The organism is Tepidibacter sp. Z1-5 (genome assembly GCF_037844525.1).
In the GTDB taxonomy this organism is placed as follows: Bacteria; Bacillota; Clostridia; order Peptostreptococcales; family Peptostreptococcaceae; genus Tepidibacter_A.
On the sequence record NZ_JBBMMD010000071.1, the window covers coordinates 1 to 16,139 of the forward strand.

General features: G+C 28.9%; 20 protein-coding genes. 19 read left to right on the forward strand and 1 reads right to left on the reverse strand.

Annotated elements, in window-relative coordinates:
• The first annotated feature begins 464 nt into the window (after window positions 1-464).
• The 15 genes from WJW32_RS12765 to WJW32_RS12835 all read left to right on the forward strand — a co-directional run bounded on the left by WJW32_RS12765 (window position 465) and on the right by WJW32_RS12835 (window position 12,235).
• Entirely contained in the window at window positions 465-959 is a 495-nt protein-coding gene (locus WJW32_RS12765; RefSeq protein WP_340258922.1) for a GNAT family N-acetyltransferase, read from the forward strand.
• A 135-nt stretch (window positions 960-1,094) separates the two neighbouring features.
• The gene (locus WJW32_RS12770; RefSeq protein ID WP_340258924.1) at window positions 1,095-1,574 is read left to right on the forward strand and encodes an NUDIX domain-containing protein; all 480 of its coding nucleotides are present in this window, start codon (window positions 1,095-1,097) and stop codon (window positions 1,572-1,574) included.
• A gap of 271 nt (window positions 1,575-1,845) precedes the next feature.
• Window positions 1,846-2,955, forward strand: coding sequence for a C45 family autoproteolytic acyltransferase/hydolase (locus WJW32_RS12775; protein ID WP_340258926.1), 1,110 nt, complete (start codon window positions 1,846-1,848; stop codon window positions 2,953-2,955).
• 48 nt (window positions 2,956-3,003) lie between these two features.
• A complete protein-coding gene (locus WJW32_RS12780) occupies window positions 3,004-3,867 on the forward strand; it encodes an AraC family transcriptional regulator (protein WP_340258928.1) in 864 nt (287 codons plus the stop codon).
• Window positions 3,868-4,134: 267 nt separating this feature from the next.
• A complete protein-coding gene (locus WJW32_RS12785) occupies window positions 4,135-4,881 on the forward strand; it encodes a TIM barrel protein (protein WP_340258930.1) in 747 nt (248 codons plus the stop codon).
• 111 nt (window positions 4,882-4,992) lie between these two features.
• Window positions 4,993-5,544 carry a GNAT family N-acetyltransferase gene (locus tag WJW32_RS12790; protein ID WP_340258932.1) on the forward strand — a complete coding sequence of 184 codons (552 nt, stop codon included), beginning with the start codon at window positions 4,993-4,995 and terminating at the stop codon, window positions 5,542-5,544.
• A gap of 138 nt (window positions 5,545-5,682) precedes the next feature.
• Window positions 5,683-6,105 carry a VOC family protein gene (locus tag WJW32_RS12795; protein WP_340258934.1) on the forward strand — a complete coding sequence of 141 codons (423 nt, stop codon included), beginning with the start codon at window positions 5,683-5,685 and terminating at the stop codon, window positions 6,103-6,105.
• A 393-nt stretch (window positions 6,106-6,498) separates the two neighbouring features.
• Window positions 6,499-7,344 (forward strand): Rpn family recombination-promoting nuclease/putative transposase, encoded by an 846-nt coding sequence (locus WJW32_RS12800; RefSeq protein WP_340258936.1) that lies wholly within the window; start codon window positions 6,499-6,501, stop codon window positions 7,342-7,344.
• Window positions 7,345-7,455: 111 nt separating this feature from the next.
• Window positions 7,456-7,899, forward strand: coding sequence for a transposase family protein (locus WJW32_RS12805; protein ID WP_340258938.1), 444 nt, complete (start codon window positions 7,456-7,458; stop codon window positions 7,897-7,899).
• Window positions 7,900-7,921: 22 nt separating this feature from the next.
• A complete protein-coding gene (locus WJW32_RS12810) occupies window positions 7,922-8,254 on the forward strand; it encodes a transposase (RefSeq protein ID WP_340258955.1) in 333 nt (110 codons plus the stop codon).
• A gap of 131 nt (window positions 8,255-8,385) precedes the next feature.
• The gene (locus tag WJW32_RS12815; protein ID WP_340258958.1) at window positions 8,386-8,655 is read left to right on the forward strand and encodes a transposase; all 270 of its coding nucleotides are present in this window, start codon (window positions 8,386-8,388) and stop codon (window positions 8,653-8,655) included.
• 312 nt (window positions 8,656-8,967) lie between these two features.
• Entirely contained in the window at window positions 8,968-9,624 is a 657-nt protein-coding gene (locus WJW32_RS12820) for a TetR/AcrR family transcriptional regulator (protein ID WP_340258940.1), read from the forward strand.
• Window positions 9,625-9,670: 46 nt separating this feature from the next.
• Window positions 9,671-10,267 (forward strand): ABC transporter ATP-binding protein, encoded by a 597-nt coding sequence (locus tag WJW32_RS12825; protein WP_340258942.1) that lies wholly within the window; start codon window positions 9,671-9,673, stop codon window positions 10,265-10,267.
• 1 nt (window position 10,268) lies between these two features.
• The gene (locus WJW32_RS12830; RefSeq protein WP_340258944.1) at window positions 10,269-10,988 is read left to right on the forward strand and encodes a hypothetical protein; all 720 of its coding nucleotides are present in this window, start codon (window positions 10,269-10,271) and stop codon (window positions 10,986-10,988) included.
• 5 nt (window positions 10,989-10,993) lie between these two features.
• Window positions 10,994-12,235, forward strand: a complete 1,242-nt coding sequence (locus WJW32_RS12835) for an MFS transporter (RefSeq protein WP_340258946.1) — start codon at window positions 10,994-10,996, stop codon at window positions 12,233-12,235.
• Window positions 12,236-13,192: 957 nt separating this feature from the next.
• Here WJW32_RS12835 and WJW32_RS12840 read toward each other — a convergent pair.
• Window positions 13,193-13,900 carry a hypothetical protein gene (locus WJW32_RS12840; RefSeq protein WP_340258948.1) on the reverse strand — a complete coding sequence of 236 codons (708 nt, stop codon included), beginning with the start codon at window positions 13,898-13,900 and terminating at the stop codon, window positions 13,193-13,195.
• A 131-nt stretch (window positions 13,901-14,031) separates the two neighbouring features.
• On the opposite strand from WJW32_RS12840, the gene WJW32_RS12845 reads away from it, so the two are divergent.
• The 4 genes from WJW32_RS12845 to WJW32_RS12860 all read left to right on the forward strand — a co-directional run bounded on the left by WJW32_RS12845 (window position 14,032) and on the right by WJW32_RS12860 (window position 16,045).
• Window positions 14,032-14,205 (forward strand): PD-(D/E)XK nuclease family transposase, encoded by a 174-nt coding sequence (locus tag WJW32_RS12845; RefSeq protein ID WP_340258960.1) that lies wholly within the window; start codon window positions 14,032-14,034, stop codon window positions 14,203-14,205.
• Window positions 14,144-14,302, forward strand: coding sequence for a hypothetical protein (locus WJW32_RS12850; RefSeq protein WP_340258950.1), 159 nt, complete (start codon window positions 14,144-14,146; stop codon window positions 14,300-14,302). Before WJW32_RS12845 ends, WJW32_RS12850 begins: the two co-directional genes overlap by 62 nt.
• Before the next feature lie 326 nt (window positions 14,303-14,628).
• Window positions 14,629-15,498: an Rpn family recombination-promoting nuclease/putative transposase gene (locus WJW32_RS12855; protein WP_340258951.1), complete on the forward strand. Its 870-nt coding sequence runs from the start codon at window positions 14,629-14,631 to the stop codon at window positions 15,496-15,498.
• Window positions 15,499-15,697: 199 nt separating this feature from the next.
• On the forward strand, window positions 15,698-16,045 hold the full coding sequence (locus WJW32_RS12860; RefSeq protein ID WP_340258953.1) for a hypothetical protein: 348 nt from the start codon (window positions 15,698-15,700) through the stop codon (window positions 16,043-16,045).
• Window positions 16,046-16,139: the final 94 nt, after the last annotated feature.

The window sequence follows — 16,139 nt, forward strand, 5'->3', positions numbered from 1 at the left end:
GCTCCAACATATGAAAACCTCCTTTATAAAAGTTTTGGATTAACTTTAGGTTTTCACATTTGTTGGAGTTTTATTATTTTAAAATTTAACTAGCACAATAGGTTATTTACCGTTTTTATAATAAGATAAGTCTTCGGCTAGCTTATATTTATATCTATTTTATGATTGAGTGTTTTGTATGAAAAGAAAAACTTTATTGATATTATATGATAAAGAGTACAAACTGTTATTATAAGTTTTTTTAAAATATATATAAGAACAAAGCTTTATTAGAAAATAGTATAGGTTATATTGTTAAAAATGCTTTTCATGGTATACTATATGAACAAAGTGATTTGCTTAACTATGCGGTTCAGTGCTTTATTAATAATGAAGAAATAATTGATGATAATCTTATAGTATTGCAGTAATGTGCTGCAATTTAGAAAACGGAGTTCTTAAGAGTTCCAGCAGGAGGTGAAAATATGATTATAAGAAGAATTGAAACAAAGGATTCGCAAAAATTCTTAAATATGTTGAAACAATTAGATAACGAAACAAATAATATGATGTTTGAGACAGGAGAAAGAAAAACAACTATAGAAGAAATGGAATCTAATATTAGTAATATAAATAATTCAAAGTCACTTACATTGGTAGTTGAAGATAACGGAAATATAGTTGGCTTTTTATCAGTCGAAAGAGGAGTTGCTAATAGAATAAAACATAGTGCTTATATAGTTATAGGTATATTAAATGATTATAGAGGAAGAAAAATTGGAGTAAAACTTTTTGAAGAAATGGAGAAATGGGCATTAGAAAGTAACATTACAAGATTGGAACTAACAGTAATGACTCATAACGAAGGTGCTATACATCTATATAAAAAAATGGGATTTAAAATTGAAGGAACAAAAGAAAAATCACTTATAGTAAATGGAAAATATGTAGATGAATATTATATGAGCAAAATTCTTTAGCTATCATTTACAAATCTATAATAAATATATACATAGTTACTACATAACATAAATAAATTGTGTAGTAACAAGCATAAAGGTCTTAAAACATAGTAGTATAATTTTGCGAAATAAAAAAAGTGGAGGAGTTTAGAAATGGGTATTAGAAGTACAGCAAAAGCAATTATTATCAATAAAGATAAGGTGTTATTAAATAAATGTTTTGACGAACATAATGGAGAATATTACTCATTACCTGGTGGTGGACAACATACATATGAAACATTGCATGAAGCAGTAATTAGAGAATGTCTTGAAGAAACTGGATACTGTGTTATTCCAAAGAGATTTGCAGCATTGTGTGAAGAAATATGTGAAAATCCTAAGACGAGAGAATTATATCCAGAATATATTCATAAGATGTATCACATTTTTCTATGTGAATTAGTTGATGATATTGCAAAAAAACCAATAGAAATTGATGAAATGCAAGTTAGTAGTGAATGGATTGACATCGAACATTTAGATAAAATTCGTTTCTTGCCTAATGTATTGAATAAAAATATTGTTAAAATGATTAGATGCCAAACTCCTATGTTTTTAGGTTCGGAACATATTCCATATAATCATGGTTAAATTATAAGAAAGTAAGATTATAATTTAAAAAATGATGAAAAGGGAAAACCCTATATTATAAGGTATGACGGTTTTTTGGTAACGTTATCGTTTCCTAGGAATAGGAACTAGAGTCCTTCAAGCACCTTAGGAGTGTAAATAATGGAAAATTGCTTATGCAAATGTGGAGCATATTTCTGTTATCACGAAAACATAGCAGAAAATATCATGTAGTTTTCCTGCTGTTTAGATAAAATAGAACTAAACTAAATCAAGGAAAGAGGTAAACTATATGGAAACAGCAAGAACTAATATTTTTGAATTGTGTGGAACGAACTATGAGATAGGCTATCATCTCGGAAAGATGGCAATGAACTGCCCACAATTTGCGGAAATGCAAAAGTGTCCCACAGGCACTTTCACAGAAAAGCGTGCAAAAGAAATGACCAAAATGTTTGACCAATATTGTCCTGGACTGAACGAAGAGCTTAGAGGTTTCGCAGAAGCTATTGGTGTAACACGTTTACAGATGGTCTATTATGCCATGACCTATTTGACTCCTGGATGCTCTTTACTTGCAGTACTTCCAAAGCTGACGAAAAATAGTCATGTAATGGTAGCTCGTAATTATGAGTTTTCTCATAAAATGGACGACTTCTCTTTTTGCAAAACGAAGGTTAAAGGAAAATATGCTCACATGGGAGGAAGTGTTATGCAGTTTGGGCGAAGCGAGGGAATAAACGAATGCGGGTTGATGGTTGGTCAGACTTCCTGTGGTATGCCTGTAGGCAACATGGAGACTATGCGTAAACCAGCTATCACAGGTTTGCAGTTTTGGGCGGTGATACGTTCTCTGCTAGAAAATTGTAAAGATGTCAACGAAGCATTACAATCTCTGATGGATATGCCCATTGCATATAATATTAATCTGATTCTTGCGGATAAGTTTGGCAGAGCAGCTTTATTTGAAACATTGGATGGTAAAAAAGCGGTGCAAAAAATTGACGAAACTACTACAAAACAATATATACACTCAACAAACCATGCCCATCTGCCGGAAATAGTAGAAATTGAACCATTGGCTATGGAACATTCAGCCTGCCGCTATGAGTTTATAAAGAACTACATGGATCAGGCAAACCAATTAACGGATAAAGATCTGAAAGAGCTGCTTCTTTCAGAATATCCTACGGGACTGTGTTGCCATTGGTATGATGAGTTTTTCGGAACAATCAAAAGCATGGTCTTTGATGTTACACTGGGAAAAGTTGATATTTGCTGGGGAGGTCTTAACCAAAATGGTTGGAAAACATATTCGTTGAATACCGATATGCAAGTGGGAAATTTCATGGTTAATATTAAGGTTGAACACCCTACTTTCAATTTCACTAGATTAGTCTAAGGTGACTAGTTTATTTTTGGAATGTGTCTAAGCTAAAAGGAGGATAGTATGGAATATCTAAACACATTTGAACGGGCAGTTATTTATATTGAAAATCATCTTGGCGAGGATATTAATGTAATTGATGTAGCAAAGGAAGCTGGTTATTCCTACTATCACTTTACTCGTATCTTCCAATCTTTGCTAGGAGAGAGCATTGGAAATTATATTCAAAAACGGCGTCTTTCTAATGGGGCAAAGGAACTTCTATACAGCGATAAGAAAATTATCAACATCGCATTAGAGAATGGTTTTGATTCGCCGGAAGCATTCAGCAGAGCGTTTAAAGCTGTATATCGGGTAAGTCCCAAACAATATCGCAATAATCGATTGGAAGTTTTTATAGGCAATAAGAAAGAAATCAGTATGGATTTGCTGAAACACATTACCACAAACATTACTGTTCAGCCTGAAATCAAATATATTGATGATATTTATGTGGCAGGTATTCATGGAGTATCTTCAATAAATAATATTTATTCTTTATGGCAGAGATTTGAAGATGTAGCAGATATAATACCTAACAAGCACCATTCGGAACGAACATTTGGGATATGTGAGCAGTTGCAGGAAACTCATACATTAAATTACGATATGGATTTTTCAGAAGTGATTGGTATGGAAGTTACCTGCTATGATAATCTTCCAGCAGGTATAGTAGCTAAAACAATACCTGCTGGAAAATATGCGGTATTTACACATAGAGGGTTACTTAGTGCAATTCTTAAAACCTATGAATATATATGGGGAACATGGGTTTTACTTACAAAAGAAGTCCTTGATGAAAGAGCGAATTTTGAACTATATGATAAACGATTTTTGGGACGGGATAATGAACAATCCGAGATGGACATTTATATTCCGATTAAATAGCGTACAAAACATTTAATAAAAAATGACTGATCATGTCTGGATTTCAGTCATTTTTTATATGAGAATTTTAATTATACTTTTCAGAACAAGTCAAGAGTGAAGGTTGAAATATTAATATTAGTGGGCAAGAATGAAAAAAGATTATGAGTCAATCAAATATGTGGATTATAAGAAGGGTATGCTGAAAAAATTAAAGGTTCTATGAGTAAATTAATAGAAAATAACTAAACGTTATTCATTGCTGAGAGTTTATGGGAGGAAAAGAAAATGATAAAAATAGGAAGAAACATAAGAGACAATTATAAATATAAAGATGAAGTTGAATTCTCTAGGAAGAATAAATTTGATTTAATTCAAGTTTGGTATGACAAGAATGGACTTGAGGTAAATTATGAAGGAAATTCTAAATTAGAATTCATTGAGTCATGTGATTTTCCAATAATGATTCATGCAATGTTAGACATCAATGAATTTGACGAACATGCTCACAAGTTAGTAGAGACAGCTAACTTACTGAATAACAAAGATTTAATAATTCATCCAATCTGTGAGAATGAAATAATCGATTCGAATACAGCGGTTAAACTCTCAAAAGAAATTAAAAAAGTTCTAAAACTATGCAAAGAAAATGGAATCACATTACATCTTGAAAATAACAGTAAAAGGATGCCGATTTTTTCTAATACTCAAGATATAAAAACTATATTAGAAAAGAATCCGGATCTAGAAATACTAATAGATTTAGCTCATGTTGAAGATTGTTCACAAATAGAAGACATAGTTAAGATAAGAAGACCAAAAATACTTCATATTGCAGATCGACGTTTTTCGGTTACTCATGAGCATTTGCCTATTGGAGATGGTGAATTAGATTATGAATACATTTTTAAAGAAATATTATATGATTTTGATGGAACAATTATATTAGAAATTGTTCAAAATGATCAATCGATAATTGATTCAAAAAACAGAATTGTAAGTCTTTTAGAAGGTAGAAAAATTAACGTTATATAACAAAATTACGTCGAAAAGAGGATACGATGAGTTATGATATAATTGTTAGATATTGCGTTAGTAATATTAGCATTTTAAGGAGTATCTATAAAAATTTGAGGAGGAATTTTTATGCAAAAAGTTTATGAAACAGAAAGGCTTGTCTTGAAAATGCTGGACAAAACTTATGCAAAATTAGTTTTGGACTATTATTTGAGAAATAGGGATTTTTTAGACGAGTGGGAACCTATAAAAAGTGAAGAATTTTATAAAATTTCCTATCATGAAGAACAATTAGGTAAACAGTTAGTTAATATAGAAAATGGTACGTCATTTACATTATGGATTTTCAAAAAAGAAGATGAAAAAAGAATAATAGGTTCTATTGGTTTTAACAACATTGTAAGAGGTGCTTTTCTATCATGTTATCTAGGTTATAAATTAGATAAAGATGAAATTAATAAGGGGTATATGACTGAGGCAGCTAACAAGGGTATTGATATTATGTTTAACGAATTTGGATTACATAGAATTGAGGCCAATATTATACCTAGAAATATATGCTCTTTAAGAGTAGTTGAAAAGTTAGGGTTTTATAACGAGGGATTAGCATATAAATATTTAAAAATAAATGGAAAATGGGAAGACCATATACATATGGTTTTGTTAAACGATAAAGTATAATAAACATACATTATGTTTTAAAACTACACACTGGATACTTTAAAAAATTTGTTTTTACTTGATATTTTGACTAAAATTATATATAAGAGAATGACTACATCAAAATTTATAATATAGAAATGGTTAGGAGGTAAGAGAATGGTACAATCAATTGTCCATATAGCTTTAGTTGTTAAAGACTATGATGAAGCTATAGAATTTTATACGAAGAAACTTCATTTTACACTAATTGAAGATACATATCAACCTGAACAAGACAAACGTTGGGTAGTTGTATCACCACCTGGTTCTGCTGGGACTACAATATTACTAGCAAGAGCATCGAAAACTGAACAAGAGGCATTTATAGGTAATCAAGCTGGTGGTAGAGTTTTTCTATTTCTAGGTACTGATGATTTTTGGAGAGATTATAACGAAATGATTTCGAAAGGGATAGAGTTTGTAAGAGAACCTAAAGAGGAATCATATGGTACAGTTGCAGTATTTAAAGATTTGTATGGCAACCTATGGGATTTGGTTCAATTTAAAGAGAATCATCCAGTTGCAAAACGAGTAAAGTAAACAATGAATTTAAAATTATAATAAAGATATTTAAAAACTTGAGTATAATATAGTTGCTCACTATCTATATTTATGAAGCAAAGAAAAAGGCAATCTAATTTGAAATTTACGAAGAATTATAAAAATAAAATTAAGAACCTATATAAAGTGAAACTTAATTCAGATGGAGTAATTACTCCATCTGAATTTTTGCGTAAGGAAGTTTTTTATTTATGACTAGTTTAGAGGTGTACTTTGATAATGTTTTCTTTTATGGGGGTATTGGGGCCGTTGGGTTCCTTATAGCTATAGGATATAATTTAAAATACTTATTGAAATATGATGTATTTTTAATGTGAAGATATCTAGTTATAGTATATAATATTAATAACGATACAAACTGGAGGTGTTATTATGATTAAAGGACTATTAGACCCTAAAATAGATTTCGTATTTAAGAATATATTTGGATCAACTAAACATCCTAAAATACTAATATCATTTTTAAATGCTATACTAAAGCCAAAATATTTGATAACAAATGTTGATATACAAAACACTGATTTAGAAAAACACTTTGTAGAAGATAAATTTTCAAGACTACATGTAAAAGCGAAAACAAGCAATGGTGATGTTATAAATATAGAGATACAGCTAAAAAACGAATATAATATGATAAAAAGAAGTCTTTATTACTGGAGCAAATTATATGAAGAACAGCTTGGAGAAGGCGATGATTATTCTATTTTATCAAGAACTATATGTATAAATATACTAAATTTTAAGTATTTAAAGAATGATAGATTTCATAATGGATATATATTAAAAGAAAAGGAAACTAATGAAGAACTTACTGATGTTATGGAGATACATTTTATAGAAATACCAAAGCTTAAGGAGAATAGTGATGAAAAGGATATGTTAGTTGCTTGGACTGAATTTTTAAAAAATCCTGAAAGTGAAAAGGTTAGAAAGTTAGAGATGAGCATAGAAGAAATAAAAGAAGCTAAGGATGAATTAGTAAGGATTAGTAATGATGATGAACAGAGAATGATTTATGAGATGAGAGCTAAAATATTAAAGGATAAGATTAGTGCACTTAATAAGGCTAAAAATGATGGAATGAAGCAGGGTATAATGGAAACTGCTAAGAATTTATTAAAACTAGAAATGGATATATCAATAGTAAAAGAGGCTACGAAATTATCAGAAGAAGAGATAATAAATTTAAAGAAAATATTAGAAAAAGGAAATAATTAGATGTATTTATAAATGATAATATAGAGATGGTTCTTTCCACTGTTAGTTGATTTTGATTTATAAGTAGGATATAATTTAATAATTAAATCCTAAAGAAAAGAGATTATTAAAATGAATGCCTTAATAAAATTATTAGATGAGAAATTAGAATACATTAAACATGAAATAACTGATGATACTATTAAAATTTGGGTAGAATCTAATAAACTTGAAGTAGTTTGTACTTACTGTAATACTCCGACTTCAAAAGTTCATTCTAGATATGAGCGAAGTTTTCAAGATTTACCCCTGCAAGGGAAAAAAGTTGTAATTATTATTAATAACAGAAAAATGTTTTGTAATAATCCAAATTGTAATCATAAAACATTTGCAGAAACCTATGATTTTTTATCTTCTAAAGGCAAAAAATCAAAACGTTTAGAAGCGGAAATAATCAATATATCTATGAATGTAAGTTCAATAAAAGCATCAAATATATTAAGCAGACATGTTGCAAAAGTAGGTAAAAGTACTATATGCAATCTCTTAAAAAAAAGAAACGAAAATAATAAATAAAAATACAATAACAAAAGTCTGCATAGATGACTTTACTCTCAAAAAAAGATATACATATGGAAGCATTATGATAGATATTGATTCTCATAGAATTATAGATATGATAAATTCAAGAGAACTAGAAGGTGTAAAAAAATGGTTAAATACATATGGAAATTTGAAGGTTATTTCAAGAGATGGTTCAATAGTATATAAAAATGCTATATCTTTAGCACTTCCAAAAACTATACAAGTAAGTGATAGATTTCATTTATTAAAAAATTTGACAGAGTATTGTAAAATATATCTAAAAATAGAATTTAATGTAAATGTAGTAATTGATGAAATAAAAGAATGCTCTGGTAAAAAAAGCTGAAGAAAATCAAATTCAATATTTAACATTAGAAGCCAAATGGAAAGAGGTAAACAATTTAATTTAAATATTAAAACTTACAATAAATTGATAAAATTAAGCACAGAAGATCTCAATAATTATTTGTTAAATACATTAGAAAAAAGACAACAAATAAAAGGGAACAAAAAAATCTAGTAACTAATAAAGCTAAAAAATTGAATAAAGAAAAATATTCATTAACTAAAATAAGCGAAATTCTTGGTATAGATAGAAGAACTGTTAAAAATTCAATTAAATATGAATATGACAATGGATTAGCAGAAGGAAGTATAAATAAATTAAAAGTAATTAAACGTATAATGTATGGAAGAAATAGTTTTGAAATGTTAAAGAATAAGGTGTTATATATTGAATCAATTTAATTACTCAACTAACAGTGGAAAGAACCATAATTTTGTATAGTATATGCTAAAAAGATGAAATGATTTAACAAATTATATAGTTAAGCAAGGTTTTTTTGAATCTAGACAAGAAGTATAATTATATATTCTATTAATATATTAAAGATTTGGGAGGAATGGATGCTTTAGATGTAGCTTTAGAGATAATAAAAAATAAATTAGGTAAATAATACTTAGACATTGAGCAAATTCATATTTTACTACTTGACGGTATAAGTAAAATAATTTACAATATACATACTGAATGAATGTATGTAAAAAGGATGTGATTTAATGGCTAGAAATAAGTATCCAGAAGAAACAATTAAACGAATACTTGATGTATCCCTAAAACTTTTTTTAGAAAAAGGATATGAACATACTACTATTCAAGATATTGTTGATGCTCTTAATGGGCTTTCCAAGGGTGCTATATATCATCATTTTAAGTCAAAAGACGAAATAGTAGATGCAGTTTGCGAAAACGTTTTTTCTGAAAATAACTGGTTTTCAAAATTAAAGGAAGATAAAACCTTAAATGGGCTACAAAAAGTACAAAAATTATTTACTAGTTCAATTGCAGATAATACACAAGCGCAAATGATTCCTATAACTAGTTCTCTTTTCAAAAATCCAAAGTTTTTAGCAAAACAGATTGAGCAAACACTTACACACGGGGCAAAGCTTTTAAAGGAGTTAATAGACGAAGGAATTACAGATGGTTCTATTAAAAACGATTCACCCAAAGAGTTGGCTGAGGTAATATTACTACTTACTAATATTTGGTGGAATCCTGCAATTTGTGAAGTTACTCGTGAGGAATGGATTGCTAAGGTAACATTTTTAAAAAAATTACTTGACGGAATAGGATTGCCATTTATTAACGATGAAGCTATAGAATCAAGCAAACAGTTTTATGATTTAGCTTATGGCAAAACAAATAATGTTTAAGTAATACTGCCTTCGTGGCAGTTTATTTTTACAACTATACATACATTTGGTCGGTATCAAAAAGGAGTGGATTAAAATAGATAATTCAATTGTTGTTAAAACAGAAAATTTAACAAAATCATTTTTGAACAAGGAAATTATTAAGAATTGCAACATGACAGTATATGAGGGTTCCATTTACGGACTTTTAGGAGCCAATGGCATAGGAAAAACAACCGTATTTAAACTTCTTACTGGTTTATTAAAATCAACAATGGGGAAAATAGAAATTTTAGGAATGGATATGGCTGTAAGCAAAAATGACATTTTACGAAATATTGGTTGTCTTATAGAAACACCTGTATTTTATGAACACTTGTCTGCAAATCAAAATCTTAAAATTCATCTTGGTGAACCTATAAGTGGCTTAGACCCAATGGGCATAAGGGATATGCGTGAATTATTTCTAGAACTGGCAAAAACACATAATACGACTATTTTGATATCAAGCCACATTTTAAGCGAAATTGAACATATTGCTGATACTATAGGGGTTATTAATAATGGTAAAATTATAAAGGAGGATACACTAAGTTCCCTAAAAACACAATTTACAGACGGCCTTGAGAATTATTTTTTGGATCTTATGAATGGAGGAAAATAGAATGATTAAATTAATACAACTTGAACTTAAAAGAAATAAACTTAAAATCTATGTAATTTCTACTGGATTTATTGCCTTAGCCTTGATTGTATTTATATATATGTTTTTGTTTATTTCAACAAAAACTGAGATTAGTGGAGATGTTTATATTAAAAATGTTTTGTCCAATTATGAAACAATCATATTACTTGTAAATATAATAAGCTGTGTATGTTTCACTACTCTTTCTGGGGTAATGTATGCACGATTTGTTATTGATGAATATTCGGGTAAAAGGGCTATACTTCTGTTTTCTTATCCTGTTTCACCTCAAAGGATAATGATTGTTAAACTCTTAGTAGTTTCTTTGTTTACATTTCTTGCTTATATATTAAGTAGTATTTTAGTTTATACAATCTTTTTCATTGGAGAAAGGTTTATACACATTATTCCTGACACATTGACAGTTGCAAAATTAATTATAATTGTAAAAACTACTCTCATAATGTCTCTTTTTTCATCAGGTATAGGCATTATTGCAATGCGAATTGGCTTCTCTAAAAAGTCTGTTCCAGTTACAATAGTTTCTGCTTTTACTTTATCTGTAATTCCATCAAACATTATATCTAATGCTATTGGAATTACTTGGTTCCCTTTTTTACTTATGGTAATTTCTGTAATAATAGGTATGGTAGTATTTGTGAATTTGGTGAGTACTGTTAACAAAATGGAGGTAAAATAAATATTATGAGAGAAAATACGGAATTGTTTAGTAAAGATTTTTCTTTAATAGTTATTGGTCAGATAATTTCACTCATGGGTAATGCAGTCCTTCGTTTTACACTACCACTATATTTATTGGATACAACGGGATCGTCTACTTTATTTGGTGGTATATTAGCTATAGCAATAATACCTACTATTTTGTTATCACCTTTTGGTGGAATGATTGCAGACAGAGTAAACAAGCGTAACATTATGATTATACTAGATCTTCTAACAGCGATAATTATGATTGCTTTCGGAATTACTTTGTCTGGTAGTCCATCAGTTCTTACCATATCTATAGTTTTAATATTATTGTCAGTTATACAGTCTTTTTATCAACCCACAGTGCAGGCAAGCATTCCTGTCTTATTGTCAGAAGACAACATATTGAAAGGAAATGCTATTGTGAATCAAATCAATGGACTATCTAATTTATTAGGCCCTATTTTAGCTGGATTTTTGTATGGATTCTTGGGATTTATGTCAATTGTTATTTTTAGTGGAATAAGTTTTTTTATATCTGCTGTAATAGAAATATTTATTAACATTCCTTTTATACCTCAGAAAAAAGAATCAAATATTTTTAAAGTTGTAGCACATGATTTTAAATTAAGTAAAAATTTTATTATAAATGATAAGCCCATCATTTTTAAAATAATACTAATTATTGCAGCCTTTAACTTGTTTTTAACTGCAATGATTACCGTTGGTTTACCAGCGATAATCAAAGGCAAACTTGGTTTAAGCAATCAACTTTATGCCTTATCTCAAAGTATGTTGATGATAGGTACATTAATAGGCGGGATTTTAGTTGGTTTGTTATCTAAAAAAATTCACGCAAATAAGTCCGGTATTCTTTTTCTAACTACAACTCTTGCTTTATTACCTATTGGTGGAACGCTTGTTCTTAATTTGAACCCAATTTTGTCATATGTAATAATAGTATGTTCTACAGTTTTCATTATGGTTGTTGGAACAATGTTTAATATCATGATAATGGTATTTATTCAAAAGGAAACTCCTTTACATATAATGTCAAAAGTTGTTGCTTTTATATCTACTATAAGTATGAGTGCATTACCTTTAGGACAATTAATGTATGGATATTTGTTTGATGTTATGATAGATAAAGCGTATCTTATTATTTTTGTTGTTGTTTTCGTAAGTATGTTCATCACAATTGCATCAAGGCGAGTAACCAATAAAATCATAATTTCTTAATTAACTTTTTATATTGAAAAATATAAAAATTAGTTTGAACTTGGTGATTTAATTCCTTATGAAAAGGCTGCTAGGATTTTAAACGATTTTACTGAAAAGAATAATGCCTTAAAAACCTTTAAGTTAAAACAAAGGATAATATTTATATCATCATCTTTTGATAAGCAAACATTATTAACTGAAGTTTGTCTTATAGCTAATAATGTAAGCACTGATCTATTTTCAGATACAGAAAAGGAGCAGATGTGCAGAGTATTAACAACAGAATTGTTAACTACACGAAAACCTTTTGAATTTCTTACAGTATCAAGACTAGTGAATGCTTCATAATTATTCCATATCTGGGGATGTAGTGGAAAGACAGTTTTACATTATGTTTTGGAATCGATATCAAGAGAATATTGAGAAGGATATTTTAAAATAGCATGAAATTGTAAGACTTTGTAATCTTATGAATAATTCTGCTTATGTGCAGGTTGAGGATACGGAAGTTGAGAGTAGAGTAAATATTATCCATATTTTATGAAGCAAAGAAAAAGACAATCTAATATAAAATGAGATTGTCTTTTTTTATGTGGGTATCATGTCAGTTGGTTTTCATAAATCGACAGGATAAGACTCAAAAATACTACTATATTTATAAAGTGTATTCTAAAAAGTTTTATTTTTCTACAATTAAACAAGATGATTTGAATTATTATGTAAATTTAATAAATAATAGACCTCGGAAATGTTTAGGATATAAAACACCTTCTGAGGTCTTTTTTTAGGATAATAGTAAAGTGTTGTACTTAACTTGACAAATTATCATAAATAAAAAGAGAATAAATTAACATCCGTATTTAATTTATTTTTTTCAAAAATCTCTGTTTATATTATTTATGATGCGGTTCATCGTAACGGGGGTAAGTACGATTATTTATAAGACCTTTAAGTTGTGTCAAAATTACCTGTTTCCTAGAAAAAACAAGCGTTACCCATCACACTATCTTGAATGACTTTAATTTCTTCTCGTATACCTTGAAAATCACCTGGCGAAAATAGCCCTTCAATAATAATAGGGGCATTGACTTGTTTCACTTTATTCAGTAGTTCCATTTGCCCACTCTCAACAATGGGGGTGCGCCCTAGTTCATCAATAAAGCCACTTACATGGATGGCTCTTATCTGTTCTCCATGATGGTCCAAGTATTTATCAATATAGTTTTCAAAACGGATCGATCGATTAATATCTAATACACTATCAAAACCATGTTGATTCAATGCCTCATCAAAAGTCTGCCACGATGCATGATTAGGATTTTTTATATAATAAGGAAATGAGCAATCTCTAAACTGCGACCAATCCTTAATACAATCAAAGTGAAAAATGACCGCATCAATTTTCACTTTTTGAACAATCATCTCTAGATGAGTAAATATATCTTTCGTTGCTTTATTATTTTTGTAATTGATTCCACACCAAGGCGCATGGATCATCACATTATTAAACTGTGCTAATTTTTCACATAGCATAGGTGATGAAGCAAACTGGCGAAGCATTTTCAATGTACTAAACGCAATAACAATACGATTAAATCCTAACTCCATGCAAATGTTCAGTTTGCGTTCGGGTCCAATATCCCACAAACAGAATGCAGCTGTTGAAATAGCAATATCACACATTAATATTTACTCCCTTCCAGTACTAAATTTAAGTTACTTATAATTATACTTATAAAAACAGAGTCTTGTCTAATTGAATATTTCAATGTTGTTCTCTTCTAAATTTAATCTTTGAATAACTGGCTGAGAACATAAGGCCATACAACCGTAAATTATATGAAGAGCAACTTGCCGAAGGGGATAAGTATTCTACTTTATCAAGAACTATATGTATAAATATAATTAATTTTAAATATTTAAAAAATGATAGATTTCAAAAATGGTTATTTATTAAAAGAAAAGGATATGTTAGTTGCTTGGACTGAATTTTTGAAAATCCTGAAAGTGAGAAGGTTAGAAATGAGTATAGAAGAAATAAAAGAGGTAAAGGATGAGCTTGTAAGGCTTAGTAATGATGATTGAAAGAAATATACGAGAAAACTGCTCTATTATAGTAAGTAATATTTTTACCTATGATTATTTTTAGATAGATATTTATCTTCAATAATAGTTTCTTTTATATGTGGGTATTGGGTCAGTCGAGTTACCTGCGATGACAGAATACGACTTGTATATCTCGCTATCTTTATACAATGTCAAAGTTCGATTGATTATATTAATTTTAAAAGAAACATAAATATATGAAATTAAAAAATGTATGTATACTGATTTAAAATCATTTCATATGGATGAATTTTATACAGTTATAGTATATAATATTAATAACGATATAAATAGGAGGTGTTACTATGATGAAAGGACTATTAGACCCTAAGATAGACTTTGTATTCAAAAATATATTTGGATCAAGTAAACATCCTAAAATACTAATATCATTTTTAAATGCTATATTAAAACCAAAATATTTAATAACAAATGTCGATATACAAAACACTGATCTAGAAAAACACTTTCTAGAGGATAAATTTTCAAGACTAGATGTAAAAGCGAAAACAAGCAATGGTGATGTAATAAATATAGAGATACAGCTAAAAAACGAATATAATATGATAAAACGAAGTCTTTATTATTGGAGTAAGCTGTATGAAGAACAGCTTGGAGAAGGCGATGATTATTCTATTTTATCAAGAACTATATGTATAAATATCCTAAATTTTAAGTATTTAAAAAATGATAGATTTCATAATGGATATATATTAAAAGAAAAGGAAACTAATGAAGAGCTTACTAATGTGATGGAGATACATTTTATAGAAATACCAAAGCTTGAGGATAGTAGTGATGAAAAGGATATGTTGGTTGCGTGGACAGAATTCTTAAAGAATCCTGAAAGTGAAAAAGTGAGAAGATTAGAAATGAGTATAGAAGAAATAAAAGAGGCAAAGGATGAACTTGTAAGACTTAGTAATGATGATGAACAGAGAATGATTTATGAGATGAGATCTAAAATATTAAAGGATAAGGTTAGTGCACTTAATAAGGCTAAAAATGAAGGGATAGAACAAGGAATAAAACAAGGAGTACAACGAGAAAAGATAGAAACAGCCAAAAATTTACTAAAGCTAGGTATGGATATATCCTTGGTAAAAGAGGCTACAAAATTATCTGAAGGAGAGATAATAAATTTAAAGGAAGTATTAGAAAAAGAAAATAATTAGATTTATTAAAAATTTAATAATATTTAAGTAAAAATAATGCTTATTACAATAGTATTTACTATTGTAATAAGCATTATTTTTATGTGGGTATCGGGTCAGTAGCGTTCATTATAGCTACAGGATATTATCTAGTGTTTTTATACAAGATAAGTCTTTGTTCAGCTTGTATTGACGTCTATTTTATGGTTGAGTGTTTTGTATGAAAAGAAAAACCTTTAAAGGAATAGAGGATCTTAGACGATTTAGAGCATATGAAGCGATGCTTAGTCATCAAACATCAAAGGAAGTAGTTACCTATGTTGTATATTCAGGTAATATAAAGAATCCTATAGATACTTATAAAACTGGAATTAGCACTTATAAAGTAAATGCCATATCTATGGTAAATAAAGATGGAGATAAAATATTTAATGATATTTTAGAAAAAATAAAGCTTGGTTATGATTTAAGTAAACAAGATATAATATCCTTAACGTTTTCTCCAATTATGGGAGGAAAACTATCAAAAGCTGAAAAAATACTTGCGGCTATAAGAGTAGTTACCTAGATTTCGTACAAACGAAATCTGGGTTATTTTTTTAGGGTCTGTGGGTTATTAAAAACTATCTATACAAATACCGCGAATACAACGATATTTTGAA

Bases quoted from the DNA above. Each gene is read 5' to 3' on its own strand.
- WJW32_RS12820 (WP_340258940.1), top strand. From the start codon at position 8,968: ATGGCTAGAAATAAGTATCCAGAAGAAACAATTAAACGAATACTTGAT.
- WJW32_RS12830 (WP_340258944.1), top strand. From the start codon at position 10,269: ATGATTAAATTAATACAACTTGAACTTAAAAGAAATAAACTTAAAATC.
- WJW32_RS12780 (WP_340258928.1), top strand. From the start codon at position 3,004: ATGGAATATCTAAACACATTTGAACGGGCAGTTATTTATATTGAAAAT.
- WJW32_RS12860 (WP_340258953.1), top strand. From the start codon at position 15,698: ATGAAAAGAAAAACCTTTAAAGGAATAGAGGATCTTAGACGATTTAGA.
- WJW32_RS12795 (WP_340258934.1), top strand. From the start codon at position 5,683: ATGGTACAATCAATTGTCCATATAGCTTTAGTTGTTAAAGACTATGAT.
- WJW32_RS12840 (WP_340258948.1), bottom strand. From the start codon at position 13,900: ATGTGTGATATTGCTATTTCAACAGCTGCATTCTGTTTGTGGGATATT.
- WJW32_RS12765 (WP_340258922.1), top strand. From the start codon at position 465: ATGATTATAAGAAGAATTGAAACAAAGGATTCGCAAAAATTCTTAAAT.
- WJW32_RS12850 (WP_340258950.1), top strand. From the start codon at position 14,144: ATGATAGATTTCAAAAATGGTTATTTATTAAAAGAAAAGGATATGTTA.
- WJW32_RS12835 (WP_340258946.1), top strand. From the start codon at position 10,994: ATGAGAGAAAATACGGAATTGTTTAGTAAAGATTTTTCTTTAATAGTT.
- WJW32_RS12855 (WP_340258951.1), top strand. From the start codon at position 14,629: ATGATGAAAGGACTATTAGACCCTAAGATAGACTTTGTATTCAAAAAT.
- WJW32_RS12775 (WP_340258926.1), top strand. From the start codon at position 1,846: ATGGAAACAGCAAGAACTAATATTTTTGAATTGTGTGGAACGAACTAT.
- WJW32_RS12800 (WP_340258936.1), top strand. From the start codon at position 6,499: ATGATTAAAGGACTATTAGACCCTAAAATAGATTTCGTATTTAAGAAT.
- WJW32_RS12805 (WP_340258938.1), top strand. From the start codon at position 7,456: ATGAATGCCTTAATAAAATTATTAGATGAGAAATTAGAATACATTAAA.
- WJW32_RS12790 (WP_340258932.1), top strand. From the start codon at position 4,993: ATGCAAAAAGTTTATGAAACAGAAAGGCTTGTCTTGAAAATGCTGGAC.
- WJW32_RS12785 (WP_340258930.1), top strand. From the start codon at position 4,135: ATGATAAAAATAGGAAGAAACATAAGAGACAATTATAAATATAAAGAT.
- WJW32_RS12770 (WP_340258924.1), top strand. From the start codon at position 1,095: ATGGGTATTAGAAGTACAGCAAAAGCAATTATTATCAATAAAGATAAG.